This window comes from Symbioplanes lichenis (genome assembly GCF_030709675.1).
Classification (GTDB): Bacteria; Actinomycetota; Actinomycetes; order Mycobacteriales; family Micromonosporaceae; genus Actinoplanes; species Actinoplanes lichenis.
This window is the reverse complement of sequence record NZ_JAUZQD010000007.1, coordinates 398,340-425,082: the sequence shown is the minus strand read 5'-3', so window position 1 is coordinate 425,082 and position 26,743 is coordinate 398,340. Positions and strand designations below refer to the sequence as shown.

32 protein-coding genes and 1 tRNA gene are annotated in these 26,743 nt (G+C 68.0%); all 33 read right to left on the bottom strand.

What is annotated here, in order from left to right; all coding sequences use genetic code 11:
• Positions 1-10: 10 nt before the first annotated feature.
• Complete coding sequence (rpsH, locus tag RAN62_RS19605) at positions 11-418, bottom strand: 30S ribosomal protein S8 (RefSeq protein WP_305786128.1); 408 nt, start codon at positions 416-418, stop codon at positions 11-13.
• 80 nt (positions 419-498) lie between these two features.
• Complete coding sequence (locus tag RAN62_RS19600) at positions 499-684, bottom strand: type Z 30S ribosomal protein S14 (protein ID WP_305786127.1); 186 nt, start codon at positions 682-684, stop codon at positions 499-501.
• A gap of 2 nt (positions 685-686) precedes the next feature.
• Entirely contained in the window at positions 687-1,256 is a 570-nt protein-coding gene (gene rplE, locus RAN62_RS19595; RefSeq protein WP_305786126.1) for a 50S ribosomal protein L5, read from the bottom strand.
• Complete coding sequence (gene rplX, locus RAN62_RS19590) at positions 1,256-1,576, bottom strand: 50S ribosomal protein L24 (protein ID WP_305786192.1); 321 nt, start codon at positions 1,574-1,576, stop codon at positions 1,256-1,258. Before rplX ends, rplE begins: the two co-directional genes overlap by 1 nt.
• Entirely contained in the window at positions 1,573-1,941 is a 369-nt protein-coding gene (rplN, locus tag RAN62_RS19585; RefSeq protein WP_015619002.1) for a 50S ribosomal protein L14, read from the bottom strand. Before rplN ends, rplX begins: the two co-directional genes overlap by 4 nt.
• 97 nt (positions 1,942-2,038) lie before the next feature.
• The gene (gene rpsQ / locus RAN62_RS19580; RefSeq protein WP_305786125.1) at positions 2,039-2,314 is read right to left on the bottom strand and encodes a 30S ribosomal protein S17; all 276 of its coding nucleotides are present in this window, start codon (positions 2,312-2,314) and stop codon (positions 2,039-2,041) included.
• The gene (gene rpmC, locus RAN62_RS19575; protein ID WP_305786124.1) at positions 2,311-2,544 is read right to left on the bottom strand and encodes a 50S ribosomal protein L29; all 234 of its coding nucleotides are present in this window, start codon (positions 2,542-2,544) and stop codon (positions 2,311-2,313) included. The genes rpsQ and rpmC overlap by 4 nt, the downstream gene beginning before the upstream one ends.
• The gene (gene rplP / locus RAN62_RS19570) at positions 2,544-2,969 is read right to left on the bottom strand and encodes a 50S ribosomal protein L16 (protein ID WP_015618999.1); all 426 of its coding nucleotides are present in this window, start codon (positions 2,967-2,969) and stop codon (positions 2,544-2,546) included. The genes rpmC and rplP overlap by 1 nt, the downstream gene beginning before the upstream one ends.
• Before the next feature lie 3 nt (positions 2,970-2,972).
• Positions 2,973-3,806 carry a 30S ribosomal protein S3 gene (rpsC, locus tag RAN62_RS19565; protein WP_305786123.1) on the bottom strand — a complete coding sequence of 278 codons (834 nt, stop codon included), beginning with the start codon at positions 3,804-3,806 and terminating at the stop codon, positions 2,973-2,975.
• A complete protein-coding gene (rplV, locus tag RAN62_RS19560; RefSeq protein ID WP_305786122.1) occupies positions 3,806-4,279 on the bottom strand; it encodes a 50S ribosomal protein L22 in 474 nt (157 codons plus the stop codon). Before rplV ends, rpsC begins: the two co-directional genes overlap by 1 nt.
• Before the next feature lie 31 nt (positions 4,280-4,310).
• Positions 4,311-4,592: a 30S ribosomal protein S19 gene (gene rpsS, locus RAN62_RS19555; RefSeq protein ID WP_067696121.1), complete on the bottom strand. Its 282-nt coding sequence runs from the start codon at positions 4,590-4,592 to the stop codon at positions 4,311-4,313.
• Between the two features lie 13 nt (positions 4,593-4,605).
• A complete protein-coding gene (gene rplB / locus RAN62_RS19550; RefSeq protein WP_305786121.1) occupies positions 4,606-5,445 on the bottom strand; it encodes a 50S ribosomal protein L2 in 840 nt (279 codons plus the stop codon).
• Between the two features lie 14 nt (positions 5,446-5,459).
• Positions 5,460-5,762, bottom strand: a complete 303-nt coding sequence (rplW, locus tag RAN62_RS19545) for a 50S ribosomal protein L23 (protein ID WP_305786120.1) — start codon at positions 5,760-5,762, stop codon at positions 5,460-5,462.
• Complete coding sequence (gene rplD / locus RAN62_RS19540; protein ID WP_305786119.1) at positions 5,759-6,406, bottom strand: 50S ribosomal protein L4; 648 nt, start codon at positions 6,404-6,406, stop codon at positions 5,759-5,761. The genes rplW and rplD overlap by 4 nt, the downstream gene beginning before the upstream one ends.
• Positions 6,403-7,053, bottom strand: a complete 651-nt coding sequence (gene rplC / locus RAN62_RS19535; protein ID WP_305786118.1) for a 50S ribosomal protein L3 — start codon at positions 7,051-7,053, stop codon at positions 6,403-6,405. The genes rplD and rplC overlap by 4 nt, the downstream gene beginning before the upstream one ends.
• An 11-nt stretch (positions 7,054-7,064) precedes the next feature.
• Positions 7,065-7,373: a 30S ribosomal protein S10 gene (rpsJ, locus tag RAN62_RS19530; RefSeq protein WP_007073037.1), complete on the bottom strand. Its 309-nt coding sequence runs from the start codon at positions 7,371-7,373 to the stop codon at positions 7,065-7,067.
• Between the two features lie 378 nt (positions 7,374-7,751).
• Positions 7,752-8,945, bottom strand: coding sequence for an elongation factor Tu (tuf, locus tag RAN62_RS19525; protein WP_305786117.1), 1,194 nt, complete (start codon positions 8,943-8,945; stop codon positions 7,752-7,754).
• Positions 8,946-9,064: 119 nt separating this feature from the next.
• Entirely contained in the window at positions 9,065-11,161 is a 2,097-nt protein-coding gene (gene fusA / locus RAN62_RS19520; RefSeq protein WP_305786116.1) for an elongation factor G, read from the bottom strand.
• A gap of 114 nt (positions 11,162-11,275) precedes the next feature.
• A complete protein-coding gene (gene rpsG / locus RAN62_RS19515) occupies positions 11,276-11,746 on the bottom strand; it encodes a 30S ribosomal protein S7 (protein WP_041831882.1) in 471 nt (156 codons plus the stop codon).
• A gap of 1 nt (position 11,747) precedes the next feature.
• Positions 11,748-12,122 carry a 30S ribosomal protein S12 gene (gene rpsL / locus RAN62_RS19510; protein ID WP_014440718.1) on the bottom strand — a complete coding sequence of 125 codons (375 nt, stop codon included), beginning with the start codon at positions 12,120-12,122 and terminating at the stop codon, positions 11,748-11,750.
• A 407-nt stretch (positions 12,123-12,529) separates the two neighbouring features.
• Positions 12,530-13,162, bottom strand: a complete 633-nt coding sequence (locus tag RAN62_RS19505) for a hypothetical protein (protein WP_305786115.1) — start codon at positions 13,160-13,162, stop codon at positions 12,530-12,532.
• An 88-nt stretch (positions 13,163-13,250) separates the two neighbouring features.
• Positions 13,251-13,565, bottom strand: coding sequence for a hypothetical protein (locus tag RAN62_RS19500; RefSeq protein WP_305786191.1), 315 nt, complete (start codon positions 13,563-13,565; stop codon positions 13,251-13,253).
• A gap of 110 nt (positions 13,566-13,675) precedes the next feature.
• Positions 13,676-17,566 carry a DNA-directed RNA polymerase subunit beta' gene (locus tag RAN62_RS19495; RefSeq protein ID WP_305786114.1) on the bottom strand — a complete coding sequence of 1,297 codons (3,891 nt, stop codon included), beginning with the start codon at positions 17,564-17,566 and terminating at the stop codon, positions 13,676-13,678.
• A gap of 104 nt (positions 17,567-17,670) precedes the next feature.
• Entirely contained in the window at positions 17,671-21,111 is a 3,441-nt protein-coding gene (rpoB, locus tag RAN62_RS19490; RefSeq protein WP_305786113.1) for a DNA-directed RNA polymerase subunit beta, read from the bottom strand.
• 589 nt (positions 21,112-21,700) lie between these two features.
• Complete coding sequence (rplL, locus tag RAN62_RS19485) at positions 21,701-22,087, bottom strand: 50S ribosomal protein L7/L12 (protein ID WP_305786112.1); 387 nt, start codon at positions 22,085-22,087, stop codon at positions 21,701-21,703.
• Positions 22,088-22,142: 55 nt separating this feature from the next.
• Entirely contained in the window at positions 22,143-22,688 is a 546-nt protein-coding gene (rplJ, locus tag RAN62_RS19480; protein WP_305786111.1) for a 50S ribosomal protein L10, read from the bottom strand.
• Between the two features lie 442 nt (positions 22,689-23,130).
• Positions 23,131-23,844 carry a 50S ribosomal protein L1 gene (gene rplA / locus RAN62_RS19475; RefSeq protein WP_305786110.1) on the bottom strand — a complete coding sequence of 238 codons (714 nt, stop codon included), beginning with the start codon at positions 23,842-23,844 and terminating at the stop codon, positions 23,131-23,133.
• Between the two features lie 76 nt (positions 23,845-23,920).
• Complete coding sequence (nusG, locus tag RAN62_RS19470; RefSeq protein ID WP_305786109.1) at positions 23,921-24,676, bottom strand: transcription termination/antitermination protein NusG; 756 nt, start codon at positions 24,674-24,676, stop codon at positions 23,921-23,923.
• A 27-nt stretch (positions 24,677-24,703) separates the two neighbouring features.
• Positions 24,704-25,075 (bottom strand): preprotein translocase subunit SecE, encoded by a 372-nt coding sequence (gene secE, locus RAN62_RS19465; protein ID WP_305786108.1) that lies wholly within the window; start codon positions 25,073-25,075, stop codon positions 24,704-24,706.
• Positions 25,076-25,190: 115 nt separating this feature from the next.
• Positions 25,191-25,263: transfer RNA gene (locus tag RAN62_RS19460), tRNA-Trp, on the bottom strand.
• Between the two features lie 115 nt (positions 25,264-25,378).
• Positions 25,379-25,774 carry a MaoC family dehydratase gene (locus RAN62_RS19455; RefSeq protein ID WP_305786107.1) on the bottom strand — a complete coding sequence of 132 codons (396 nt, stop codon included), beginning with the start codon at positions 25,772-25,774 and terminating at the stop codon, positions 25,379-25,381.
• Between the two features lie 2 nt (positions 25,775-25,776).
• A complete protein-coding gene (locus tag RAN62_RS19450; RefSeq protein ID WP_305786106.1) occupies positions 25,777-26,223 on the bottom strand; it encodes a MaoC family dehydratase N-terminal domain-containing protein in 447 nt (148 codons plus the stop codon).
• A 332-nt stretch (positions 26,224-26,555) separates the two neighbouring features.
• Positions 26,556-26,723 carry a 50S ribosomal protein L33 gene (rpmG, locus tag RAN62_RS19445; RefSeq protein ID WP_067495822.1) on the bottom strand — a complete coding sequence of 56 codons (168 nt, stop codon included), beginning with the start codon at positions 26,721-26,723 and terminating at the stop codon, positions 26,556-26,558.
• Positions 26,724-26,743: the final 20 nt, after the last annotated feature.

Below are 26,743 nucleotides of genomic sequence, written 5' to 3'. Positions count from 1 at the left end.
CTAGTCTCCGTTACCAGACGAAGGCGAGGACTTCCCCGCCAACGCTCCGCTTGCGGGCCTGCTTGTCAGTCAGGAGGCCCTGGGACGTCGAGATGATCGCGACGCCCAGGCCGCCGAGCACCCGCGGGAGCTCGTCGGACTTGGCGTAAACCCGCAGGCCGGGCTTGGACACGCGCTTGATGCCGGCGAGGCTGCGCTCGCGGCTCTGGCCGTACTTGAGCTCAACGACCAGGCGCTTGCCGACTTCGCCTTCCTCAGGCTCCTCGGCCGACCAGGAGGCGATGTAGCCCTCCGCCTTCAGGACCTCGGCGATGTTCGCCTTGATCTTCGAGAAGGGCATGGTCACCTTGTCGTGGTACGCCTGGTTGGCGTTACGCAGACGCGTGAGCATGTCTGCGATCGGGTCAGTCATCGTCATGGGTGTTCGTCAACCTTTCTCGCCGGGGTTCCCGGTCATACGGCCAGGCCTACGGCGAAGCGGTGTTACAGAAGTCGGGGTTACCAAGAAGCCTTGGACACGCCGGGCAGCTCGCCCCGGTGGGCCATGTCCCGGACGCAAACCCGGCACAGGCCGAACTTGCGGTACACCGAGTGCGGGCGACCGCACTTCTGGCACCGGGTGTAAGCCCGAACGGCGAACTTCGGCTTCGCGGCAGCCTTGATCTTCAGGGCCTTCTTAGCCATGCTCAGTTCTCCTTGAACGGGAAGCCCAGAAGCTTGAGCAGCTGCCGGCCCTCCTCGTCGGTCTTGGCGGTGGTGACCACGGTGATGTCCATGCCCCGGGTCCGGTCGATCCGGTCCTGGTCGATCTCGTGGAACACCGACTGCTCGGTCAGACCGAAGGTGTAGTTGCCGTGCCCGTCGAGCTTGCGCCCGTCGAGGCCGCGGAAGTCGCGGATACGCGGCAGCGCGATCGACAGCAGCCGGTCCAGGAACTCCCACATGCGGTCGTTGCGGAGGGTGACCTTCGCGCCGATCGGCATGCCCTCACGCAGCTTGAACTGCGCGATGGACTTGGTCGCCCGGCGCACCAGCGGCTTCTGGCCGGTGATGGTGGTCAGGTCCCGCACGGCGCCGTCGATCAGCTTGGCGTCGCGGGCGGCCTCGCCCACACCCATGTTCACGACGACCTTCACCAGGCCGGGAACCTGCATGGGGTTGCCGTACTTGTACTGCTCCTGAAGCCCGGCGATGACCTCGCTGCGGTACTTCTGCTTCAGCCGGGGCAGGGTCTTGGTCTCGGTAGCGGCAGTCATCACAGGTCCTTACCGGTGGTACGAGCGATCCGGACCTTCTGGCCGTTCTCGTCGATGCGGTAGCCCACGCGGGTCGGCTTGCCCTGGTCGTCCACGATCTGCACGTTCGAGATGTGGATGGCGGCTTCCTGCGTGACGATGCCGCCGGTCTTCGAACCGCGCTGCGTCGTACGGATGCGCTCGTGCTTCTTGATGCGGTTGACGCCCTCGACGAGGACCTTGTCCTGGCGCGGGAAGGCCGCGATGACCTTGCCCTTGGCACCCTTGTCCTTGCCGGCGATGACGACGACCGTGTCGCCCTTCTTGATCTTCACGGTCAGAGCACCTCCGGCGCCAGGCTGATGATCTTCATGAACCGCTTGTCGCGCAGCTCACGGCCGACCGGGCCGAAGATACGCGTACCGCGGGGGTCCCCGCCGTCCTTGATGATGACGGCGGCGTTCTCGTCGAAGCGGATGTACGAGCCGTCGGGACGGCGCTTCTCCTTGGCGGTGCGAACGATGACCGCCTTGACGACGTCACCCTTCTTCACACCCGCGCCCGGGATCGCGTCCTTGACCGTGGCCACGATGACATCGCCGATGCTCGCGTAGCGGCGGCCGGAGCCACCGAGCACGCGGATGCACAGGATCTCTCGGGCACCCGTGTTGTCGGCGACGCGCAGTCGCGACTCCTGCTGGATCACTGGGTTCTCCTATGTCTGCCAGTTCTCCGGAGACTTGCTGTCCGAAGCTTGGCGGAACGATGGTCGGCTGGGCCGGCTCTCGCCGGCCCAGCCAGACTCACTTGGCCTTTTCGAGGATCTCCACGATCCGCCAGCGCTTGGTGGCGGAGAGCGGACGGGTCTCCATCATGAGGACCCGGTCGCCGATGCCGGCCGCGTTCTGCTCGTCGTGCACCTTGAGCTTGCGCGTACGCCGGATGACCTTGCCGTAGAGCGCGTGCTTGACGCGGTCCTCGACCTCGACGACAACCGTCTTGTCCATCTTGTCGCTGACCACGAGGCCCTCGCGCGTCTTGCGCTGAGCCCGCGGAGCAGCAGTCGTGTTCTCACTCATGCTGTCACCTCACTCGGCGCGGCCGAGAGCCCGAGCTCACGTTCCCGCATGACCGTGTAGATCCTCGCGATGTCCTTGCGGACCACCTGCAGCCGACGGTGATTGTCGAGCTGCCCGGTGGCACCCTGCACGCGAAGGTTGAACAGCTCCGCCTTCGCCTCCCGCAGCCGCGAGACCAGCTCCTCTTCGGAGAGCTCGCGCAGCTCGGCCGGCTTCACGCCCGCTGCCATCAGCTTTCACCCACTTCGCGTGTCACGATGCGGCACTTCATCGGGAGCTTGTGAATCGCGCGGCGCATCGCCTCGCGCGCAATCGTCTCGTTGGGGAACGACATCTCGAAGAGAATCCTTCCCGGCTTGACGTTCGCGACCCACCACTCCGGCGAACCCTTACCGGAACCCATGCGGGTCTCGGCGGGCTTCTTGGTCAGCGCCTGGTCCGGGAAGATCGAGATCCAGACCTTACCGCCACGCTTGATGTGGCGGGTCATGGCGATACGAGCCGACTCGATCTGCCGGTTCGTCACGTACGCCGGCTCCAGGGCCTGGATACCGAACTCGCCGAAGACCACCCGGTTGCCGCCCTTGGACGCGCCGTGGCGGTCCGGGTGGTGCGGCTTGCGGAAGCCCTTCGGGGGCTTACGCGGCATCAGCATGTGTCAGCCCTCCTGCTGCGTTTCGGCCGCGGCCGGAGCAGCGGCGGTCTCGGTCGGCTCGGCGGCGGCCTGCGCCTGCGCGGCCCGGCCGGCCTCGGTGCCACCCGCGGTGGTGCCGGACGAGCCGGAACGACCACGACGCGGACGGTCGGGACGGTCGCCACGGTCCCGGCGCGGACGCGCGGGCGCCTCGGGGGCGACCTCGCGACCCGGAACGGCGTCGCCCTTGTAGATCCAGACCTTCACGCCGATGCGACCGAAGGTGGTACGGGCCTCGAAGAAGCCGTACTCGATGTCGGCGCGCAGCGTGTGCAGCGGGACGCGACCCTCACGGTAGAACTCCGTGCGGCTCATCTCCGCGCCGCCGAGGCGACCGGAGACCTGCACGCGGATGCCCTTGCAGACCGGGTTCTTCATCGCGGACTGCATGGCCTTGCGCATCGCCCGGCGGAAGCTGACCCGGCTGGACAGCTGCTCGGCGACGCCCTGCGCCACGAGCTGCGCGTCCGACTCCGGGCTCTTCACCTCGAGGATGTTGAGCTGGACCTGCTTGCCGGTGAGCTTCTCCAGCTCACCGCGGATGCGGTCGGCCTCCGCGCCCTTGCGGCCGATGACGATGCCCGGCCGGGCGGTGTGGATGTCGACGCGGACCCGGTCCCGGGTGCGCTCGATGTCCACCTTGGAGATGCCGGCGCGCTCGAGGCCCTTGGACATCATGCGGCGGATCTTGACGTCCTCGCCGATGTAGTCCTTGTAGAGCTTGTCCGCGAACCAGCGGCTCTTCCAGTCGGTGGAGATGCCGAGCCGGAACCCGGTGGGGTGAACCTTCTGACCCATTACTCGGCACCTTCCGTGCTCTGGGACTCGGCCGGCTTCGCCTCGGTGGCCGGAGCCGCCTGGGCCGGAGCGGCCTTCTTCGCGGCGGCCTTGCGGGCCGGAGCGGCGACCTGGACGGCCTCCACCGCGATCGTGATGTGACAGGTGCGCTTGCGGATCCGGTACGCCCGGCCCTGCGCCCGCGGCCGGAACCGCTTCAGCGTCGGGCCCTCGTCGACGAACGCCTCGGCGACCAGGAGCGCGTCCGGGTCGAGCCGCTCGTTGTTCTCGGCGTTGGCGATCGCGCTGGCGAGCACCTTGTAGACCTGCTCGCTGGCGGCCTGCGGCGCGAACTGCAGGACCGTGAGAGCCTCCTTCGCGGGCAGACCGCGGACGAGGTTGATCACACGGCGCGCCTTGTTCGGCGAGATGCGCACGTGGCGCGCAACAGCGCGAGCGCCCGGAAGCGCCGCGACATCGCTGTTTGCTGGCATCGCTGTAACCCCTTTCCTATCCGTGATCCGACTAGCGACGACGGCTCTTGCGGTCGTCCTTCTCGTGACCCTTGAACGTGCGGGTCAGAGCGAACTCGCCGAGCTTGTGGCCGACCATGGCCTCGGAGATGAACACCGGGACGTGCTTGCGCCCGTCGTGCACGGCGATCGTGTGCCCGAGCATGTCGGGGATGATCGTCGAGCGCCGCGACCAGGTCTTGATGACGTTCTTCGAATTCTTCTCGTTCTGGACTTCCACCTTCTTGAGCAGGTGGTCGTCGACGAACGGGCCCTTCTTCAGGCTGCGAGGCATCTCTTAACTCCCGTTACCCGCGCTTGCGGGTGGCGTAGCGGCGGCGAACGATCAGCTTGTCGCTCTCCTGGCCCTTGCGGCGGGTACGGCCCTCCGGCTTACCAGCCGGGTTGACCGGGTGGCGACCACCGGAGGTCTTACCCTCACCACCACCGTGCGGGTGGTCGATCGGGTTCATGGCGACACCACGGACGGTCGGGCGCTTGCCCTTCCAGCGCATGCGGCCGGCCTTGCCCCAGTTGATGTTCGACTGCTCGGCGTTGCCGATCTCGCCGACCGTCGCGCGGCAGCGGATGTCGACGCGCCGGATCTCGCCGGAGGGCATACGCAGCGTGGCGTACGCGCCCTCGCGGCCCAGCAGCTGGATGCCGACGCCGGCCGAGCGGGCCAGCTTGGCGCCACCGCCGGGACGAAGCTCCACACCGTGGATCGTCGTACCGACCGGGATGTTGCGCAGCGGCAGGTTGTTGCCCGGCTTGATGTCCGCGCCCACGCCCGACTCGACGCGGTCGCCCTGCTTCAGGTCCTTCGGCGCGAGGATGTAGCGCTTCTCGCCGTCGGCGTAGTGCAGCAGCGCGATGCGCGACGTGCGGTTCGGGTCGTACTCGATGTGCGCGACCTTGGCCGGCACGCCGTCCTTGTCGTTCCGCTTGAAGTCGATCAGGCGGTACTGACGCTTGTGACCGCCGCCCTGGTGCCGGGTGGTGATCCGGCCGTGGACGTTGCGGCCGCCCTTCTTGGGCAGCGGGACGACCAGAGACTTCTCCGGCGTGGACCGGGTGATCTCGGCGAAGTCGGCGACGCTCGAGCCGCGGCGGCCCGGCGTGGTCGGCTTGTACTTACGGATAGCCATGATTCACAAACCCCTTAGCTGACCGGGCCGCCGAAGGCCTCGATACGGTCACCGTCAGCCAGCTTCACCATGGCGCGCTTGGTTGCCTTGCGCTGACCGAAGCCGGTGCGGGTGCGCTTGCGCTTGCCCTCGCGGTTCGCGGTGTTCACCGTCAGCACGCGGACGTCGAAGATCTGCTGGATCGCGATCTTGATCTGGGTCTTGTTCGCGTCCGGGTGGACGAGGAACGTGTACCAGTTCTGGTCGAGAACGCTGTAGCTCTTCTCGGAGACCACCGGGGCGAGGATGATGTCGCGCGGGTCGGCGATCGTGCTCACTTGTTCGCCTCCTCGGAGGTCTCGGAGGTGCCCAGGAACTCGTCGAGCGCGTCCTTGGTGAACACGACCTCGTCGGCCACGAGCACGTCGTACGTGTTGAGCTGGCCGGCCTCGATCAGGTGCACCGTGGCCTCGTTGCGCAGCGACAGCCAGTTCGTCGCGTCCTGGCTGCCCAGCACGACCAGCACCTTGGTGCTCTTCGCGACCTTGCGCAGCGTGGCGACGGCCGCCTTGGTCGACGGGGTCTCGCCCGCGACGAAGGCGTCGACCACGTGGATGCGACCCTCGCGGGCCCGGTCCGAGAGGGCGCCACGCAGGGCGGCGGCCTTCATCTTCTTGGGCGTCCGCTGGGAGTAGTCGCGCGGCACGGGGCCGTGCACGACGCCACCACCGGTGAACTGCGGCGCGCGGATCGAGCCCTGGCGGGCGCGACCGGTGCCCTTCTGCTTGTACGGCTTCTTGCCGCCGCCGGCGACCTCGCCGCGCGTCTTGGCCTTGTGCGTGCCCTGCCGGGCCGCGGCCAGCTGCGCCACGACGACCTGGTGCATCAGCGGGATGTTCGCCTGCACGTCGAAGACGCTGTCGGGCAGCTCGACCGAGCCGGCCTTCGCGCCCTCCGCGTTGATCACGTCAACGGAGCTCACTTCGCACCACCCTTCTTGGCGGCGGTGCGGACGAGGATCAGCGCGCCCTTGGGGCCGGGAACGGCACCCTTGACCAGGATCACGTTGTTCTCGACGTCGACCGCCTGCACGGTCAGGTTCTGCACGGTGAAGCGCTGGCCACCCATGCGACCGGCCATCCGCACGCCCTTGAAGACGCGACCGGGGGTCGCGCAGGCGCCGATCGAGCCGGGCGAGCGGTGCTTGCGCTCGACACCGTGGCTCGCGCGCAGGCCGTGGAAGCCGTGCCGCTTGATGACACCGGCGTAGCCCTTGCCCTTGGTCTTACCGGTGACGTCGACGGCCGCGCCGGCCTCGAACGCCTCGACGGTGATCTCCTGGCCGAGCTCGTACTCGCCGGCGTCGGTGGTGCGCAGCTCCACCTTGTGGCGCCGCGGCGACACACCCGCCTTCGCGAAGTGACCGCTCTCGGGCTTGTTCACCTTGCGCGGGTCGATCTGGCCGTAGGCCAGCTGCACCGCTGCGTAACCGTCTGCTTCGGGGGTGCGGACCTGGGTCACGACGCAAGGGCCGGCCTGCACCACGGTCACCGGGACGACCTTGTTGTTGTCCCAGACCTGGGTCATGCCGAGCTTGGCGCCCAGGATCCCCTTAACTTGCCTGTCCATTGTCCGGATCCCTACAGCTTGATCTCGATGTCGACGCCAGCCGGCAGGTCGAGGCGCATGAGCGAGTCGACCGTCTTCGGAGTCGGGTCGATGATGTCGATCAGACGCTTGTGCGTGCGCATCTCGAAGTGCTCGCGCGAGTCCTTGTACTTGTGCGGCGAACGGATCACGCAGAAACGGTTGATCTCCGTGGGCAGCGGCACCGGGCCAGCGACCTGCGCCCCGGTCCGCGTCACCGTCTCGACGATCTTCCGCGCCGAGGAGTCGACGACCTCGTGGTCATAGGCCTTGAGCCGGATGCGGATCTTCTGTCCCGCCATGGTGGCTTCTGTTTCCTTCTCTCGATGCCGCTACCTGCGAAAGCGGTGGCTCTCGCATGCCCGCAGGACCGTTGATCCTGCGTTGTCCGACCCCCGCGGTCGGGCGTGTCGCGCTCGGGAACCAGGCTCCGCCCCAAGGATCTGGAGCGATCATGCCCGTGGATCAGCTCCGAAGAGCGACCCCATCCGTCGGGATCGGGGCGGCCGGCGGCTCTGTCACAACACACGCCGGACACCGGGCGAGGGTGGTTGGCTGCCTGTACTGCAAAGGCAGCCAACCACCCTGCGCGACGCAACCTGACTAGTATGCCGGATCGAATCCGACAATGCTAATCGGGGTCACCTGTGAGCGTCCCCACGAGGTGGGGAAGCGTTCACTCAGACGTTGATCTTCGTGACCGTGCCGGCACCGACGGTGCGGCCACCCTCACGGATCGCGAACTTCAGGCCCTGCTCCATGGCGATGGGCTGGATCAGCTTCACCGACATGGTGGTGGAGTCGCCGGGCATGACCATCTCGGTGCCCTCGGGCAGCGTGACGACGCCGGTGACGTCCGTGGTGCGGAAGTAGAACTGCGGGCGGTAGTTCTGGAAGAACGGGGTGTGCCGGCCGCCCTCCTCCTTCGAGAGGATGTAGACCTGGCCCTCGAACTCCGTGTGAGGAGTCGTGGTGCCCGGCTTCACGACGACCATGCCGCGCTCGACGTCCTCGCGCTTGATGCCGCGGAGCAGCAGACCGACGTTCTCACCCGCGCGGGCCTCGTCGAGCAGCTTGCGGAACATCTCGATGCCGGTGCAGACGGTCTTCGTCGACTTCTCGCGGATGCCGACGATCTCGACCTCCTCGTTCGGCTTGAGGATGCCACGCTCGGCGCGACCGGTGACGACCGTGCCACGACCGGTGATCGTGAAGACGTCCTCGATCGGCATGAGGAACGGCTTCTCGGTCTCACGCTCGGGCTGCGGGATCGCGGTGTCGACCGCGTTCATCAGCTCGAGGAGCTTGCCGGTCCACTCCGAGTCGCCCTCGAGCGCCTTGAGCGCCGAGACGCGGACGACCGGAACGTCGTCGCCGGGGAACTCGTAGGTGCTGAGCAGCTCGCGAACCTCGAGCTCGACGAGCTCCAGGAGCTCCTCGTCCTCGACCATGTCGCTCTTGTTCAGGGCGACGACGATGTACGGAACGCCGACCTGGCGGGCCAGGAGCACGTGCTCCTTGGTCTGCGGCATCGGGCCGTCGGTCGCGGCGACCACCAGGATCGCGCCGTCCATCTGCGCGGCACCGGTGATCATGTTCTTGATGTAGTCGGCGTGGCCGGGGCAGTCCACGTGCGCGTAGTGACGCGCCGCGGTCTGGTACTCGACGTGCGCGATCGAGATCGTGATGCCGCGGGCCTTCTCCTCCGGCGCCTTGTCGATCTCGTCGAACGGCGTGTAGGGGTTCAGGTCCGGGTACTCGTCGTGCAGGACCTTGGTGATTGCCGCAGTCAGCGTCGTCTTACCGTGGTCGATGTGACCAATGGTGCCGATGTTGACGTGCGGCTTAGTCCGCTCGAACTTCGCCTTCGCCACTGGTGTCCTCCTGTGGACTGTGGTTTTCTTCTCGCCCGGCACGCCCGATAAGGCGATGGGGACTCTGTCGACTGCTAGTGCGCGTGCGGCCCTCGACAGGCCGCACGCGCCTCACCGCATCAGGCGCCGGTGGCCTTCGCGATGATCTCCTTCGCCACGCCCTGGGGCACCTCGGCGTAGGAGTCGAACTGCATGCTGTAGCTCGCCCGGCCGGCCGTCTTCGACCGCAGGTCGCCGACGTAGCCGAACATCTCCGACAGCGGGACCAGAGCCTTGACGACGCGGGCGCCGGAGCGCTCCTCCATCGACTGGATGATGCCACGCCGGGAGTTGAGGTCGCCGATCACGTCGCCCATGTTGTCCTCGGGCGTGGTGACCTCGACGGACATCATCGGCTCGAGCAGCGCCGGGTCGGCCTTGCGAGCCGCTTCCTTCATGACCATCGAGCCGGCGATCTTGAACGCCATCTCGGAGGAGTCGACCTCGTGGTACTGACCGTCCAGCAGGGTCAGCTTGACGCCGACCAGCGGGAAGCCGGCGAGCACGCCGTACTGCAGCGAGTCCTGCGCGCCCGCGTCCACCGACGGGATGAACTCCCGGGGGATGCGGCCACCGGTCACGGCGTTGACGAACTCGTAGGTCGGGCCGTCCGCCGTCATGTCGAGCGGCTCGACCGAGACGACGACCTTCGCGTACTGGCCCGAGCCACCGGTCTGCTTCTTGTGCACGTAGTCGATCTTCTCCACCGTGCGGCGGATCGTCTCGCGGTACGCGACCTGCGGCTTACCGATGTTCGCCTCGACGTTGAACTCGCGCCGCATGCGGTCGACGAGGATGTCGAGGTGGAGCTCGCCCATGCCGGCGATGATGGTCTGCCCGGTCTCCTCGTCGTTGAAGACGCGGAAGGTCGGGTCCTCCTCGGCCAGACGCTGGATCGCGGTGCCCAGCTTCTCCTGGTCCGACTTGGTCTTCGGCTCGATGGCGACCTGGATGACCGGCTCGGGGAAGGTCATCGACTCGAGGATGACCGGCTGGCCCGGGTCGCTCAGCGTGTCGCCGGTGGTGGTCTGCTTCAGACCCTGGACGGCGATGATGTCGCCGGCCTGCGCGGTCTGACGCTCCTCACGCTTGTTGGCGTGCATCTGGTAGATCTTGCCGATGCGCTCCTTGCGGTCCTTGGTGGAGTTGACCACCTGGGAACCGGACTCGAGCGTGCCGGAGTAGACCCGGACGTACGTCAGCTTGCCGAGGTGCTTGTCGGTCTGGATCTTGAAGGCCAGGGCCGAGAAGGGCTCGTCGTTCGACGGCTTGCGCTGCATCGGCGTCTCGCCGTCGGTCGCGGTGCCCTCGATGGCCGGGATGTCCAGCGGCGACGGCAGGAAGTCGACCACGGCGTCGAGCATGGGCTGGACGCCCTTGTTCTTGAACGCCGAGCCGCACAGCACCGGGTTGGCCTTGCTGGCGATCGTGGCGCGCCGGATGGCGGCCTTGATCTCGTCCTCGGAGAGCTCCTCGCCCTCGAGGTACTTCTCCATCACGGCGTCGTCGACGTCGGCGAGCGTCTCGACGAGCTTCTCGCGCCACTCGGCGGCCTGGTCGGCGAGGTCGGCCGGGATCTCCTCGACCGCGTAGTCCTCACCCTTCTGGGTCTCGCCGCGCCACGTGAGGGCCCGCATGCCGATCAGGTCGACGACACCGATGTGGTCGCCCTCGAGGCCGATCGGGATCTGCAGGACCAGCGGGGTGGCCTTGAGCCGGTCGATCATCATCTGCACGCAGCGGAAGAAGTCGGCACCGGTCCGGTCGAGCTTGTTGACGAAGCACATGCGCGGGACGTGGTACTTGTCCGCCTGCCGCCACACGTTCTCCGTCTGCGGCTCCACGCCGGCCACACCGTCGTAGACCGCGACGGCGCCGTCGAGCACACGCAGCGACCGCTCGACCTCGACCGTGAAGTCGACGTGGCCGGGCGTGTCGATGATCTGGATCGTGTAGCCCTTCCACTCGCACTTCGTGGCGGCGGAGGTGATGGTGATGCCGCGTTCCTGTTCCTGTTCCATCCAGTCCATGACGGCCGCGCCCTCGTGGACTTCACCGATCTTGTACGTGATGCCGGTGTAGAACAGGATGCGCTCGGTCGTCGTGGTCTTACCAGCGTCGATGTGCGCCATGATGCCGATGTTGCGTACCTTGGCGAGCGCGTCTGCGGCAGCCACTGCAATCCCTACTCTTCGTCGTCTCGTCGACTGGGTTCCCGCGCCGATGGCACGAGATGCCGGGGTGACCGGCGTCGCAGCCCGGCGCAGTGGCCGGGCCGGCGACGGGGGCTGTTACCAGCGGTAGTGCGCGAAGGCCTTGTTGGACTCCGCCATCTTGTGCGTGTCCTCGCGGCGCTTCACAGCGGCACCGAGGCCGTTGCTGGCGTCGAGGAGCTCGTTCTGCAGGCGCTCGATCATGGTCTTCTCGCGGCGCGCCTTCGAATACTGCACGAGCCAGCGCAGGCCCAGGGTGGTCTGCCGCGGCGTGCGGACCTCGACCGGCACCTGGTAGGTCGCGCCACCGACACGGCGGCTGCGGACCTCGAGGGTCGGCTTGACGTTGTCCATGGCGCGCTTAAGCGTCACCACGGGGTCGGTGCCGCTCTTCTCGCGGCAGCCCTCGAGGGCGCCGTAGACGATGCGCTCGGCGAGCTGACGCTTGCCGCCCACCAGGATCTTGTTCACCAGCTGGGTGACCAGGGGGGAGTTGTAAACCGGGTCCGCAACCACAGGGTGGCGCGGAGCGGGGCCCTTACGCGGCATGTCAGCTCTTCTCCTTCTTCGCGCCGTAACGGCTGCGGGCCTGCTTGCGGTTGCGGACACCCTGGGTGTCCAGCGAACCGCGGACGATCTTGTAGCGAACGCCGGGGAGGTCCTTCACACGGCCGCCACGCACGAGCACGATCGAGTGCTCCTGCAGGTTGTGGCCGACGCCCGGGATGTACGCCGTGACCTCGATCTGGCTGCTGAGCTTCACACGAGCGACCTTGCGCAGCGCAGAGTTCGGCTTCTTGGGGGTGGTGGTGTACACGCGCGTGCACACGCCGCGCCGCTGAGGACTTCCCTTCAGCGCCGGCGTCTTGGTCTTGCTCGTCTTCGCCTGGCGGCCCTTTCGGACCAGCTGCTGGATCGTGGGCACCGGGTTTCTCCGCTCCCTTCGGCCGCTCTCACGCGACCGCACCGTCTTCGTTATGCCTTGTGTGCGAGCGGCCCCGGTGGGCTCCCGCACCCGCGGTCGGGCGTGTCGTCCGGCTCACGGTCCCACCACGCGCAGGTCACGCGCGGCGAGTTTTTGTCTTTGTCGGGCTGTCGAGCCCGTCGTGCCACTGCCCCGTCGTTACTTCAGACTCGGGCGCACGCACGAGTTGCCCGGGCGAGCCCGGGCACGAGGGGAAAGAGTACCCACCACACGCACGCAGGTCAAAACGAGCCGCATGAAAAGCGGCCGGTCAGACCGGCTAGCTTGATGATGGACATCTCCGCATTACAAGTGTAGCGGGTGCCGCGCGCAAGCAACGCCGCGGTGCCTGTTTCCCGCGCCACGCGTCACGCGACCTCCACCAGCACTACCAACAAGAGGGTCAGGAGCGCAATTCCCGCTCCCGCGGCGCCGCAGGAGATGCCGGCGATCGCGACGCCCCGGCCGGTGAAGCGCAGGCGCCCCTCCTGCCCCGAGCGCCGGATCTGCCGCCGCGCCGCCAGGCCCAGGCTGATCGAGCCGCCGCCGGCCAGCACGGCGAGCAGGGTGAAGGCGCCGCCCACGAGCGCGCCCCAGCCGGCCGAGGCCCCGGCGACGCCGAAACAGAGCACCAGCGTGGACACCAGGATCCCGGCGACCCCGGCGACGAGCGAGCCGACGGCCAGCCCGGACGTGATGGGCGCCACCCGCAGCTGCACCAGCCCGAACGGGGTGCCGGCCACGGGGTCCATCCGCTCCGCCGTCCACGTCTCCCCCGCCGCCGGCGGGGCCATGTGCGGCGGAACCATGTGCTGCGGGGCCATCGGCGGCATCTGCTGCGGCGCCATCGGCGGCATCTGCTGCGGCGCCATCGGCGGCATTTGTTGCGGCGCCATCGGCGGCATTTGTTGCGGCGCCATGGGCGGGGCCGGCATCGGCGGTGGCGGCATGACCGGGTGTCCCGGCTGCTGCCCGGGCCAGGAGCCTGGCTGCTGTGTCACGGACCGTCCCTCTCGCCGCCTACCCGTAGGACTCCGAGCATGTCACCCGAAGGTGGTGCCCCGCAGCCCGAGGTCGGGCCCGGGCCGGTCAGTCGGTGCCGGGGTCGAAGTCCTGACCGCCCGGGGCGGCCGCGAAGTGCAGCAGCCCGGCGATCGTGGCCACGACCAGGGCGGTGAGCGCGAGGATCAGCCCGGCCCAGGCCAGCCGGCGGCCCCGGCGCACCCAGCGGGCGCCGAGCAGATAGCCGCCGGCGGCATAGTGCTCCCGCTCGACCTGCCGGGCCAAGAGCAGCGCCAGGGTGGCGGGAATCACGCCTCCGACGAAGGCGCCGGTGAGGAGGGCCGCCAGCCCGAGCACGAAAACAGCCCGGGCCTTCGTGGAAGGCGCGGGCTCCGGGTCCATCGGGTGGCGGGTGGGTGCTGCGGAGACCGGAAGCGTCACGGCTCCATTCTAGAAACGCCGGAGGGCGCCCGCGCGGTGCGCGGACGCCCTCGACGTCATTGCTCAGCTGCTCAGCGGTACGACCCGAAGTCGAAGTCGTCCAGCGGGACAGCCTGGCCACTGGCCGGACCGAAGCCGTAGTCGGTCTCGGGGTACCCGGTCATCGAGTACACCTTGGCCTTGGCCTCCTCGGTCGGCTCGACCCGGATGTTGCGGTACTTGCTGATGCCCGTACCGGCCGGGATGAGCTTACCGATGATGACGTTCTCCTTGAGGCCCACCAGCGAGTCGCTGCGCGAGTTGATCGCAGCGTCGGTGAGCACCCGGGTGGTCTCCTGGAAGGAGGCCGCCGAGAGCCAGGAGTCGGTCGCCAGCGAGGCCTTGGTGATACCCATCAGCACCGGACGGCCGGCGGCGGGCTCGCCACCCTCGCCGACGATGCGACGGTTCTCGGACTCGAAGAGCGCCCGATCGACCAGCACGCCCGGGAGGAACTCCGCGGCACCCGAGTCGATGACCGTCACCCGCTTGAGCATCTGGCGGATGATGATCTCGATGTGCTTGTCGTGGATGAGCACACCCTGCGAGCGGTAGACCTCCTGGACCTCCTGGGTCAGGTGGACCTGGACCGCGCGCGGGCCCATGATGCGCAGCAGCTCGTGCGGGTCGATGGTGCCCTCGGTGAGCTTCTCGCCGACCGCCACGTGGTCGCCGTCGTGCGCCCGCAGCTTGACGCGCTTCGAGATCTTGTCGTAGACGATCTCGTCGCTGCCGTCGTCCGGGATCACGATGATCTTCCGCGAACGCTCGCCGTCCTCGATGCGGATGCGTCCCGGGGTGTCGGCGATGGGCGCCTTGCCCTTGGGCACGCGGGCCTCGAAGATCTCCTGCACACGCGGCAGACCCTGGGTGATGTCCTCACCCGCGACACCACCGGTGTGGAAGGTACGCATCGTCAGCTGCGTGCCGGGCTCACCGATGGACTGGGCGGCGATGATGCCGACCGCCTCGCCGATGTCGACCGACTTGCCGGTCGGCAGCGAACGGCCGTAGCAGGCCGCGCACACGCCGAGCTTCGACTCACAGGTCAGGACGCTGCGGACGCGGACCTGCTCCACCCCGGCGGCGACGAGCTTGTCGACCAGGATCGAGTTGAGGTCGTCACCGCGCGACACGACCCGGTTGCCGTTGGCGTCGTCGATGTCGTCGGCCAGGGTACGAGCGTGCACGCCGGTCTCGGAGTGCGTGTGCACGACCAGGGTGCCGTCGGGCTCGCGCTCGCCGACCACCATCGGGATGGCGCGGTCGGTGCCGCAGTCCTCCTCGCGGATGATCACGTCCTGCGAGACGTCCACCAGACGACGGGTCAGGTAACCCGAGTCGGCGGTACGCAGCGCGGTGTCGGCCAGACCCTTGCGCGCACCGTGCGTGGAGATGAAGTACTCCAGGACGGTGAGGCCCTCGCGGTAGGACGAGGTGATCGGGCGCGGGATGATCTCGCCCTTCGGGTTGGCCACCAGACCACGGATCGCGGCGATCTGCCGGAGCTGGAGGAGGTTACCGCGGGCACCCGAGTTGATCATGACCCACAGCGGGTTCTCCTGCGGCAGCGCCGTCTCCATCTCCTTGGAGATGTCCTTGGTCGCGTTGGTCCAGATCTCGATGAGCTCGCCGCGGCGTTCCTCGGCGGTCATGAGACCACGCTGGTACTGCTTGTCGATCCGGTCGGCCTCGGCCTGGTACCGCGCGATGATCTCCGGCTTGCGCGGGGGGCCGATGACGTCGCCCATGCCGATCGTCACACCGGACCAGGTGGCCCAGTGGAAGCCGGCCTCCTTGAGCGCGTCCAGGGTCGCCGCCAGGGCGACCTTGGGGAAGCGCTCGGCGAGGTCGTTGACGATCGCGGAGAGCTGACCCTTGCGGATCTCGTAGTTCACGAAGCGGTAGCCCGGGGGCAGCGTCTCGTTGAAGATGACCCGGCCCAGGGTGGTGTCGACGAGCAGCTGCTCGCCCTCCTGCCACTCCTCCGGCTGGACCCACTTCTCGGCCTTGGCGCCGTTGTCCACGCCGATCAGACCGTGCAGGCGCACCTTGATCGGGGCCTGCAGGTGCAGCTCGCCGTTGTCGAACGCCATCCGAGCCTCGGCGTCCGAGCTGAACACCCGGCCCTCGCCCTTCGCACCCTGGGTGAGGTGCGTCAGGTAGTAGAGCCCGATGACCATGTCCTGGGTCGGCATGGTGACCGGCTTGCCGTCGGCCGGCTTGAGGATGTTGTTCGACGAGAGCATCAGGATCCGGGCCTCGGCCTGCGCCTCGGCCGACAGCGGCACGTGGACCGCCATCTGGTCACCGTCGAAGTCGGCGTTGAACGCCGTGCAGACGAGCGGGTGGATCTGGATCGCCTTGCCCTCGACCAGCTGCGGCTCGAAGGCCTGGATGCCCAGGCGGTGCAGGGTCGGCGCGCGGTTCAGCAGCACCGGGTGCTCGCTGATGACCTCTTCGAGGACGTCCCACACGACCGGCCGCTGACGCTCGACCATGCGCTTGGCCGACTTGATGTTCTGCGCGTGGTTGAGGTCCACCAGGCGCTTCATCACGAACGGCTTGAACAGCTCCAGCGCCATCTGCTTGGGCAGGCCGCACTGGTGCAGCTTGAGGCGCGGGCCGACGACGATGACCGAACGGCCGGAGTAGTCAACGCGCTTGCCGAGCAGGTTCTGCCGGAAGCGGCCCTGCTTGCCCTTGAGCATGTCGGACAGCGACTTGAGCGGGCGGTTGCCCGGACCCGTCACCGGCCGGCCGCGGCGGCCGTTGTCGAACAGTGCGTCGACGGCCTCCTGCAGCATGCGCTTCTCGTTGTTCACGATGATCTCGGGCGCGCCGAGGTCGATGAGGCGCTTGAGCCGGTTGTTGCGGTTGATGACCCGGCGGTACAGGTCGTTCAGGTCGGACGTGGCGAAGCGGCCACCGTCGAGCTGCACCATCGGGCGCAGGTCCGGCGGGATGACCGGGACGCAGTCCAGCACCATGCCCAGGGGCGAGTTGCGCGTGTTGAGGAACGCGGCCACGACCTTGAGGCGCTTGAGCGCGCGGATCTTGCGCTGGCCCTTGCCCGTACGGATGGTCTCGCGCAGGCTCTCGGCCTCCGCGTCCAGGTCCATGTTCTCGAGCAGCGCCTTGATGGCCTCGGCACCCATGCCACCGGTGAAGTACTCACCGAAGCGGTCCCGCAGCTCGCGGTAGAGCAGCTCGTCGGTGACCAGCTGCTTGCTGTCGAGCTTGCGGAAGGTGTCGAGCACCTCGTCGAGGCGGTCGATCTCGCGCTGCGCCTTGTCGCGGATCTGGCGCATCTCGCGCTCGCCGGCCTCCTTGACCTTGCGGCGCACGTCGGCCTTGGCGCCCTCGGCCTCGAGCTCGGTCAGGTCCTGCTCGAGCTTGGCGGCGCGCTTCTCGATCTCCGAGTCGCGGCTGTTCTCCGACTGGCGCTTCTCGGCGAAGATCTCGTTCTCGATGGTGGACAGGTCGCGGTGACGCGCCTCGGCGTCCACGCTCGTGACCACGTACGAGGCGAAGTAGATGATCTTCTCGAGGTCCTTCGGCGCCAGGTCGAGCAGGTAGCCCAGCCGGCTCGGCACACCCTTGAAGTACCAGATGTGCGTGACCGACGCGGCCAGCTCGATGTGGCCCATGCGCTCACGGCGGACCTTGGACCGGGTCACCTCGACGCCGCAGCGCTCACAGATGATGCCCTTGAACCGGACCCGCTTGTACTTGCCGCAGTAGCACTCCCAGTCCCGCTGCGGACCGAAGATCTTCTCGCAGAAGAGTCCGTCCTTCTCGGGCTTGAGGGTGCGGTAGTTGATCGTCTCGGGCTTCTTGACCTCGCCGTGCGACCACTGCCGGATGTCGTCAGCGGTGGCCAGGCCGATGCGCAACTCGTCGAAGAAGTTGACGTCGAGCACTTGGTCTATCCCTCGTGTTTCGTTGCTCGGATGGGTTCCAGGCCGGCGGGGGGCGTCCCCGGCTCGCGGTCAGCCGCAGCTGAGCTCACCGGGGACGCACTCCGTCAGATCTCTTCGACGCTGCTGACGCCCTCGTTCGGGCGCCGGGACAGGTCGATGCCGAGTTCCTCCGCGGCCCGGAAGACCTCGTCGTCCGTCTCGCGCATCTCGAGGGCCACACCGTCGCTGGAGAGCACCTCGACGTTCAGGCACAGCGACTGCAGCTCCTTGAGGAGCACCTTGAAGGACTCGGGGATGCCCGGCTCCGGGATGTTCTCGCCCTTGACGATGGCCTCGTAGACCTTCACGCGGCCGAGAACGTCGTCGGACTTGATGGTGAGCAGCTCCTGCAGTGCGTAGGCCGCACCGTAGGCCTGCATGGCCCAGCACTCCATCTCACCGAAGCGCTGGCCACCGAACTGCGCCTTACCACCCAGCGGCTGCTGCGTGATCATCGAGTACGGGCCGGTCGAGCGAGCGTGGATCTTGTCGTCGACCAGGTGGTTCAGCTTCAGGATGTAGACGTAGCCGACCGAGATCGGGTCCGGCAGCGGCTCTCCCGAGCGGCCGTCGAACAGCTGCGCCTTGCCGTCGCCGTTGACCAGCCGCTTACCGTCGCGGTTGACCAGCGTCGACTCGAGGAGGCCCTTGATCTCCTCCTCCTGGGCACCGTCGAAGACCGGGGTCGCGACGTTGGAGTCCTTGGGGGACTCGTGCGCCTCGATGGCCCGCAGCTGACGCTTCCACTCGGCGTCGTCGCCCTCGACCTCCCAGCCCGTCTTGGCGATCCACCCGAGGTGGGTCTCCAGGACCTGGCCGATGTTCATGCGCGAGGGCACACCCAGCGGGTTCAGCACGATGTCGACCGGGGTGCCGTCCTCCAGGAACGGCATGTCCTCGACCGGCAGGATCTTCGAGATGACGCCCTTGTTGCCGTGGCGGCCGGCGAGCTTGTCGCCGTCCTGGATCTTGCGCTTCTGCGCCACGTAGACGCGGACCAGCTCGTTGACGCCCGGGGGCAGCTCGTCGCCGTCCTCGCGGGAGAAGGTGCGGACGCCGATGACCGTGCCGGTCTCGCCGTGCGGCACCTTCAGCGAGGTGTCGCGGACCTCGCGCGCCTTCTCACCGAAGATCGCGCGGAGCAGCCGCTCCTCGGGGGTGAGCTCGGTCTCGCCCTTGGGCGTGACCTTGCCGACCAGGATGTCGCCGGGCACGACCTCGGCGCCGATCCGGATGATGCCGCGCTCGTCCAGGTCGGCGAGCATTTCCTCGCTGACGTTGGGGATGTCGCGGGTGATCTCCTCCGGGCCGAGCTTGGTGTCGCGCGCGTCGACCTCGTGCTCCTCGATGTGGATCGAGGTGAGCACGTCCTGCTGCACGAGGCGCTGCGACAGGATGATCGCGTCCTCGTAGTTGTGACCCTCCCAGCACATGAACGCGACGAGCAGGTTGCGGCCGAGGGCCATCTCCCCCTCGTCGGTGCACGGGCCGTCGGCGATGACCTGGCCGGCCTCGACCCGGTCGCCCTCGAAGACGACGGGCTTCTGGTTGACACAGGAGCCGGCGTTGCTGCGGCGGAACTTGTGCAGCAGGTACGTGCGGCGGTGGCCGTCGTCCTGGTGGACCGTCACGTAGTCGGCGCACAGGTCCTCGACCACGCCGCCGACCTCGGCCACGACCACGTCGCCGGCGTCGACCGCGGCACGGTACTCCATGCCCGTACCGACCAGGGGGGCCTCCGCCTTGACCAGTGGGACCGCCTGACGCTGCATGTTCGCACCCATGAGGGCGCGGTTGGCGTCGTCGTGCTCGAGGAACGGGATCATCGCGGTGGCGACCGAGGTCATCTGCCGCGGCGACACGTCCATGTAGTCGACGTCCGTGCCGGGCACGTAGTCGACCTCACCGCCCTTACGGCGGACCAGGACACGATCCTCGGCGAAGGTGCCGTCGGCGGCGAGCAGGGCGTTGGCCTGCGCCTTGATGAACCGGTCCTCCTCGTCCGCGGTGAGGTAGTCGACCTGGTCGGTGACCCGGCCGTTCTCCACCTTGCGGTACGGGGTCTCGACGAAACCGAACGGGTTCACCCGCGCGAAGGTCGAGAGAGCACCGATCAGGCCGATGTTCGGGCCTTCCGGGGTCTCGATCGGGCACATCCGGCCATAGTGGGACGGGTGCACGTCACGGACCTCGAAGCCGGCCCGCTCACGGGAGAGACCGCCCGGGCCGAGCGCGCTCAGCCGGCGCCGGTGGGTGAGACCCGCCAGCGGGTTGGTCTGGTCCATGAACTGCGACAGCTGCGACGTGCCGAAGAACTCCTTGATCGCCGCCACGACGGGGCGGATGTTGATCAGGGTCTGCGGCGTGATCGCCTCGACGTCCTGCGTCGTCATGCGCTCGCGGACGACGCGCTCCATCCGGGACAGGCCGACGCGGACCTGGTTCTGGATGAGCTCGCCGACCGTGCGCAGGCGCCGGTTGCCGAAGTGGTCGATGTCGTCGGCCTCGTAGCCCTCCTCGCCGGCGTGCAGCCGGGCGAGGTAGTCCACGGTCTTGACGATGTCCTCTTCGGTGAGGGTGCCGCGGACGATCGGGACGTCGATGTCCAGCTTCTTGTTGAACTTGTAGCGGCCGACCTTGGCGACGTCGTACCTCTTCGGGTTGAAGAAGAGGTTGTCGAGCAGGGTCTGCGCGTTCTCCCGGGTCGGGGGCTCACCGGGACGGAGCTTGCGGTAGATGTCGAGCAGGGCCTCGTCCTGCCCGGCGATGTGGTCCTTCTCGAGCGTCGTCATGAGCAGCTCGGACCACCCGAACCGCTCACGGATCTGGTCCGCGGACCAGCCGATCGCCTTGAGCAGGACGGTGACGGCCTGCCGGCGCTTGCGGTCGATGCGGACGCCGACGGTGTCCCGCTTGTCGATGTCGAACTCGAGCCAGGCGCCCCGGCTCGGGATGATCTTGACGCTGGACAGGTCGCGGTCGGAGGTCTTGTCCGGCTCCTTGGTGAAGTAGACGCCCGGGGAGCGGACGAGCTGGCTCACCACGACGCGCTCGGTGCCGTTGATGACGAACGTCCCCTTGGGGGTCATCATCGGGAAGTCACCCATGAACACGGTCTGGCTCTTGATCTCGCCAGTCGTGTTGTTGGTGAACTCCGCGGTCACGAACAGCGGCGCGCAGTAGGTCAGGTCCTTCTCCTTGCACTCCTCGATCGAGGCCTTGACCTCGTCGAAGCGCGGAGCGGAGAAGGACAGCGACATGGTGCCGGAGAAGTCCTCAATGGGACTGATCTCTTCGAGGATCTCTGCGAGGCCCGAGTGGGCGTGCGGATCGTCCGTCGTGCGGGCCTGCCAAGCCTCGTTGCCGACCAGCCAGTCAAAGGACTCCGTCTGGAGGGCGAGGAGGTTGGGGACCTCAAGCTGCTCTTGGATCCGGCCGAAAGAAATACGGCGGGGAGCGTATGCGCTCGACGTACGGCTGGTCTTCGCAGGGCGGGAAGCTGCCAAGATGCGTCCTTCCGAGGACCGGTGCTGCTGATGCGGCTGAGCTGCTGATGCAACTTTCTGCGCTGTCTACTGCTCTGGGCACTCCAATGGACCCCCAGGAATTCACCCGGATGGATGTCCCTGCAGGGCTCAAGGCAGAAGGCAGCGCAAACTAGCAGTGTAGCCGCTCGGCTAACCGCTGTCCAGCCCACACCGGAGGGGACCTGCGGAACGGATCCCCGTCGCCTCTGACCTGCGCCTTCTCGGCCAGGGTCCAGACGGGGCCGCTCGAACGCGGCAACTCTCCCTCGGGTGCCGGCCCGCGGGATCCCGGTGACACCGGATTACCCATCGGACGGCTGTCGCAAGCGCGGAAACTTGCTGATGTCAGCGTGCCTGTCAGCGGACACACAGTCAAGACTTGCGCTGGGGGCGGGTCCTGTGACCGAGCCCGTTAGAGAGCATATGTGGTGATTGGTGGATTATGCGAGTCAGTCATCCGACCGCCCACCAAAAGGGCTCTGACCTGCGACTTTGCCAAAAACACGGAACGGGCGGGGATCCGGTGTGGGATCCCCGCCCGTCCGGGCAGATCAGGTGAGACCTCAGGTCACTTGAGGGTGACCTTGGCGCCCTCGCCCTCGAGCTTGGCCTTGGCCTCCTCGGCCTTCTCCTTGTTGACGCCCTCGAGGATCGCCTTGGGGGCGCTCTCGACGGCGTCCTTGGCCTCCTTGAGGCCCAGGCCGGTCAGCTCACGCACGACCTTGATGACCTGGATCTTCTTGCCACCGTCGGCCTCGAGGACGACGTCGAAGGAGTCCTTCTCGGCCTCGGCCGCGGGGGCCTCGCCGCCGCCGCCACCCTGCGCCACCATCGCGACGGGAGCCGCGGCGGTGACCTCGAAGACCTCTTCGAACTGCTTCACGAACTCGGAGAGCTCGATCAGGGTCATTTCCTTGAACGCGTCGAGCAGCTCGTCGGTGCTGAGCTTCGCCATGTCTGGCAACCTTTCGTCAGTACTGAGAATTTAAGTCGTACGCCGCGCGAGACCGTCAGGCCTCGGCGGAACCGTCCTGCGCGCGCTTGTCCTGCAGAGCAGCTGCCAGACGTGCGACCTGGGCGAGCGGGGCCTGGAAGGTGCCCGCGGCCTTGGTCAGGTTGCCCTTCATGGCGCCGGCCAGCTTGGCCAGCAGCACCTCACGGGACTCGAGGTCGGCGAGCTTGGTGACCTCGTCGGCCGAGATGGCCTTGCCCTCGAAGACGCCGCCCTTGATCACCAGGGTGGGGTTGGCGCGGGCGAAGGCACGAAGGCCCTTGGCCGCCTCGACCACGTCACCGCCGACGAACGCGAGCGCGGTAGGACCGGCGAAGAGCGCGTCGAGCCCCTCGATCCCCGCGTCGGCCGCAGCCCGCTTCGCGAGCGTGTTCTTCGACACGGAGTACTTGGTCTCGTTGCCGAGCGAACGGCGAAGCTCACTGATTTCCTTGACCGTGAGGCCGCGGTACTCGGTGAGCACGGTGGCCGACGAGTTACGGAACTGCTCCGTGAGCTCGGCGACCGCAGTGGCCTTGTCGGCCCGGACCGGCTTGTCCGCCATGTCCCTCCTCTCTCGTTGCTCATGAGCCGCCGGCATCTGTCCGGCCCCGACAACGAGAAACGCCCCGGGCGCAGGGCGCACGGGGCGGGCATGGACGCTCGGAAGCGTCGACATGATCGCGAACCGTTCTCCCCTGCGCGGGCCGCCCGCCTGTTGCGGGACCTTCGGCCACGGCCTCCGTCAGAAACAACGGCGACTGCGGCAACCAGCGGTCTGTGGGTGGAACTTCGAGAAGGAACAGTACCCGCTCCGCTGCACATTGCCAAATCGCGCACATTGCCGAGGCCTGCGCTGTGCCGGAGCGCGCACAGTGCCTCGACCGGCGCTGTGCGGGAGCGTGCCACCGTGCCGAAACCGGAGCTCGCACATCGCGGCCGGCTGCCGCTCCGGGCATGCGAAAGCCCCCGGAGTGAGCCGGGGGCTTTCGGTGAAGCGGGGTGCGTCAGTCCTGGGCGACCTGGAAGCCCTTGACGACCTTGGGGTCGATCAGGATGCCGGGGCCCATGGTGGTGCTGACGGCGATCTTCTTGAGGTAGCTGCCCTTGGCCGCGGACGGCTTGGCCCGCAGGACCTCGTCGAGCACGGCGCCGTAGTTCTCGACGAGCTGCTGCTCCGAGAAGGACGCCTTGCCGATGATCAGGTGCAGGTTCGAGTGGCGGTCCACCCGGAACGTGATCTTGCCGCCCTTGATGTCGGAGACGGCCTTGGTCACGTCGACGGTGACCGTGCCCGTCTTCGGGTTGGGCATGAGGCCACGGGGGCCGAGGATGCGGGCGATGCGGCCGATCTTGGCCATCTGGTCCGGCGTCGCGATCGCGGCGTCGAAGTCCAGCCAGCCACCCTGGATCCGGGCGACGAGCTCGTCCGTGCCGACCTCGTCGGCGCCGGCCGCGACGGCCTCCTCCGCCTTCGCGCCCTGGGCGAAGACGATGACGCGAGCGGTCTTACCGGTGCCGTGGGGCAGGTTGACCGTGCCGCGCACCATCTGGTCCGCCTTGCGCGGGTCCACGCCGAGCCGCATGGCGACCTCGACCGTGGCGTCGAACTTGGTGGAGGCGGTGTCCTTGGCCAGCTTCACGGCCTCGGTGGGCTCGTAGAGCTTGGCGGCGTCGATCTGCTCGACAGCCTTGCGGTACGCCTTGCTGCGCTGTGCCATTTCTCTTTACTCCTGTGGTAGATCGCGGGGCGCGACGAATCGCGCGCCCCTCCCACGACGTGCGGGGTGCGGCAACTCAGATCTTGGCGACCTGGTTGAAGTTGAGCTCGACCGGCGTCTCCCGGCCGAAGATGGAAACCAGCACCTTGAGCTTCTGCTGGTCGGCGTTGATCTCGGAGATCGACGCCGGCAGCGACGCGAAGGCGCCGTCGGTGACCGTGACGGAGTCGCCGACCTCGAAGTCGAGCACCTTGACCTCGGGCTTGGCCTTCTTCTCCTCCTGCTCGACGGCCGGCGCCAGCCACTTCAGCACCTCGTCGAGCGAGAGCGGGGCCGGGCGGTCGACGCGGTCGGTCGCGCCCACGAAGCCGGTCACGCCGGGCGTGTTGCGCACGCAGGAGTAGGACTCCGGGGTGAGGTCCATCCGGACGAGGATGTAACCCGGGAAGACCTTGGCCTGCACCTGGTTGCGCTTGCCGTTCTTGACCTCGACCTCTTCGCGGGTCGGCACCTCGACCTGGAAGATGAAGTCCTCCATGTCGAGGCTCGTGATGCGGGTCTCGAGGTTGGTCTTGACCTTGTTCTCGTAGCCGGCGTAGGAGTGCACGACGTACCAGTCGCCGGGGGCGTAGCGCAGCTTCTGCCGCAGCTCGGCCACCGGGTCGTAGTTGTCGTCCACGTCGGGAGCGGCGGCCTCGGCCTCGGCGTCGGCCGGCTCAGCCTCGTCCGGGGCGGTCTGGGCGGCGGCCTCGACCGACTCGGCATCGCCCGCCGTGGCCACCGACGACTGCTCGTCGGCGGAGAGGGCGTTCTCGTCGTCGTACTCAGGCACGCTTGCTCACTTCCGTAACTCTCGGCTTCAGTTGCCGAACGTCGTCAGGATGGCCTTGCCGAACCCGTAGTCCAGCAGGGCCACGATGGTCGTCATCACGGCCACGAAGACGATCACGACAGCGGTGTAGGTCAGAAGCTCGCGGCGGGTCGGCCAGATGACCTTACGCAGCTCGCCGACGACCTCGCGGAAGAAACCGCCGATGCGGCCGCGCCGGCGCTCCTTCGTGGCCTTGCCCTTGCCGGAGTCGGTGCGCTCCCGGACGGCGGTGCCGCCCCCGCGGGTCAGCTCCTCGTCGCCGTCGTCGGCCCGGGCGTCGTCGGCCGTGACATCGTCGATCGACTCGTCCTCGGGGCGCTCGCCTGCAGCGTCGTCACCGGGTCGGTTCCTCTCGGCCACTTCGCCCCTCTTCCGTAACGTCGGTCGGTGGATGTCGCACTGCGCCCTTACGCGGCGCTCGGTCGTACCGGCGGCCCGCGCCGGGCGGTCCGCCGGGCCGATACGGGTCGGTGCGCAGGGGTGACAGGACTTGAACCTGCAGCCTGCGGTTTTGGAGACCGCTGCTCTGCCAATTGAGCTACACCCCTACGTAAGGCGCCCACCCCTGCCTACAGACAGGAGTTATTGCCCTACGGCGGACCAGTGTACGGGTAGGGAGGCGGACCGACCAACCCGCCCCACCCACAACCCGCCGTGGCCCCCTCAGCGCTTGCGGATCAGCGCCTTGCCGAGCGACAGAACCTTCTCGCCGTTGCAGGTCGCGGTCAGGTCGATGCGGGTCAGCCCGTCGTCCGTGACCTCCTTGACCACGCCGGTGACCACGACTTCGGTGCCCTCGTCGGTGTCCGGGACCGGCACGGGACGGCTGAACCGGACGCCGTACTCGACGACGGCGTCGGGGGCGCCGGCCCACTCGGCGAGCGCCCGTCCCCCCAGGGCCATCGTGAACATGCCGTGGGCGATCACGCCGGGCAGGCCCACGCTGGTGGCGATCCGGTCGCTCCAGTGGATCGTGTTGAAGTCACCCGACGCGCCCGCGTAGCGGATCAGATCGGCCCGGGTCACCCGGAACGTCTGCGGCGGCAGCTGCTCGCTCATCGTCATCCCTCCCCACGCTGGACGAGCTTGGACCAGACGGTGACAACCGGCTCGCCGGCCTCGGTGCTGACCTCGGTGCGGGTCGTGATGAAGTCGTGCCCGCCGCGGGACGTGATCTCGTCGACCGTGTTGACGCACACCAGCGAGTCGCCGGCGACGACCGGCCGGGCGTAGGCGAACCGCTGGTCGCCGTGCACCACCCGGCTGTAGTCCAGGCCGAGGGCAGGGTCGGCGATGATCTGCCGGCTGGCGGCCATCGTGATCACGACGGGGAAGGTGGGCGGCGCCACGACATCCGGGTAGCCGGCCGCGCGGGCCGCCTCGGGGTCGTGGTGCTCGGCGGCGGTGGCGCCGACGGCGGTGGCGAACTCGCGGATCTTCTCGCGGCCCACCTGGTAGGGCGGGGTCGCCGGCCAGCTGCGGCCGACGAAGGACGGGTCGAGAGGCATGCCGCTGAAACTACTCTGCACCGGCCGTGCAGGGGAGGACGGGCGCCCCGGCCGAGCCGGCGAGCGGCGGGCGGCGGCGCAGCGGCGACGGGCGGCGAGCGGCGGCGGGCGGCGAGCGGCGGCGGGCGGCGGCGGGCGGCGAGCGGCGACGGGCAGCAAGCGCGGCGGCGGGCGGCGGAAGGAGGACGCCGAGGGTGAAGAGCGCGGCGGGTGGACGGGCGCCGAGGGAGCAGGGGCGCGGTGAGCGGTGGTAACCGCCGGGAAGGGGCCCCGAACGCCGACATGGCGGCTCCCCCGGAATCGGGGAACCGCCATGTCGGGAAGAGATCGGATCAGCGCGTCTCGCGGTGCAGGGTGTGCTTGCCGTCCCGGGGGCAGAACTTCTTCAGCTCGATGCGGTCGGGGTCGTTACGGCGGTTCTTGCGCGTGATGTAGTTGCGCTCCTTGCACTCCGTACACGCCAAGGTGATCTTGGGACGGACGTCGGTCGCCTTGGCCACGGCGGAATGCCTTCCTGCTC